General features: G+C 38.4%; 2 protein-coding genes and 1 pseudogene. All 3 read right to left on the bottom strand.

Annotation, left to right across the window (positions count from 1 at the left end):
• The coding region (locus JCM14209_RS08575; protein ID WP_025023035.1) for an Ig-like domain-containing protein at positions 1-1,011 on the bottom strand (1,011 nt) is incomplete at its 3' end.
• Positions 1,012-1,020: 9 nt separating this feature from the next.
• Positions 1,021-1,197: pseudogene (locus JCM14209_RS10555) on the bottom strand (Ig-like domain-containing protein); the annotation flags it as partial.
• On the bottom strand, positions 1,170-1,350 hold a 181-nt coding region (locus JCM14209_RS10145; RefSeq protein ID WP_035520355.1), incomplete at its 5' end, for a hypothetical protein. The gene JCM14209_RS10145 and the pseudogene JCM14209_RS10555, both read right to left, overlap by 28 nt.

The following is a 1,350-nucleotide window of genomic DNA, read 5'->3' as shown; positions in this document are numbered from 1 at the left end:
TTTTTCTTTACGTTTGCGTGCTGCCATACCTAATCCAAACATTGAACCTGCTGCTACTAGAGCTGCTCCAATAATTGAAGTATTTTCATCAGTTTCACCTGTTTGTGGTAAAGTATTCTTCTTATCATTAGCAAGAACACGAACAACATTTCCATTGGCATCCACTTCTACTAATGACCATTGACCATTAATAAATTTCCAACCAAAGCTTGTTGTATTTCCATTAGTTGATTTTGCATCGACACTTGGAGCATAACCATTGCTAATTGATGAAGTTGCTAAACCATTTAATGCAGCATTAATTGCTTTTACTGCTTCGTCAACTTGAGCTTGTGTTGCATTTTCATCATTAAGAACTTTTTGTCCTGCTGCAACTGCATCGTTGTATGCCTTTTGAGCACTTGCTGAAGCAAAAGCAAACATGTTTGAAGCACGAACTGCTGGTGCTTTTTCAACAGCTGCTTGCAATTGATCCTTATCTACAACGTTATTCTTAATTGTAGTTGAAACTGGTTGTTTGCCTTCTTCTTGAGCAATTACTGTTAATTCTTGATTTGCTAAATCTGCAGAAGGTAATTCAACTGTGAACATTCCGTTTTCATCAGCTACTGCTGTACCTAAAACATTACCATTCTTATCAGTAATTGTTACTTTGGCACCTGCAGCTGCCTTACCAGAAATCTTGTTACCTTCATTTTTAGCTTGAATACTTGTTGCTTGTTTTGCCTTATCAAGAATATTCTTAATAGCATCATCAATTGCTTTCTTATCAGCATCAATATCTGATTGTGTAGCAGTTGTGTCACCATCTGTATCTTTACCAGCGTTAAGAGCTTCATCTAATACTGCTTTATCTGATGGTGCGATACCTACTTTTGTACCATTTTCTAATGTTACTTGGTTATCTGATGAAAGCTTAGTACCTTCGGCAATTGAGTTTTCTAAACCTGTCTTGTCTACAGTGTTTACTGTTTCACTTGCCTTCTTGCCTGGTTCTTGCGCTGTTACCACTAAGTCTGCTGTCTTATCAGCTGGTACTTCGACTGTGAAGTTTCCGTTGTCGTCAGCTGTTGTTGTTCCAATTACGTTACCGTCTTTGTCTTTAACTTCAACTGTTGATCCTGCTGGTGCCTTACCTGTTACAGCTGTCTTTCCTTCTGCGTTCTTTGTTACTTGAACGTCTGTTGGTTGGCTGATGCTTGGTTTGCTTTATCGTTGATGTTCTTGATTGCATCTTCGATTGCTTTTTGAGCGGCATCTACTTGAGTTTGTGTTGCATTTGGATTATTCTTAACTGCTTCTCCGTTTGCTAATGCATCGTCTAATGCTTTCTTGTCAGCATCTGATGCG

Source organism: Ligilactobacillus hayakitensis DSM 18933 = JCM 14209, assembly GCF_000615845.1.
In the GTDB taxonomy this organism is placed as follows: Bacteria; Bacillota; Bacilli; order Lactobacillales; family Lactobacillaceae; genus Ligilactobacillus; species Ligilactobacillus hayakitensis.
The sequence above is the reverse complement of the archived record's forward strand: the minus strand, read 5'-3'. Positions and strand labels throughout refer to the sequence as shown.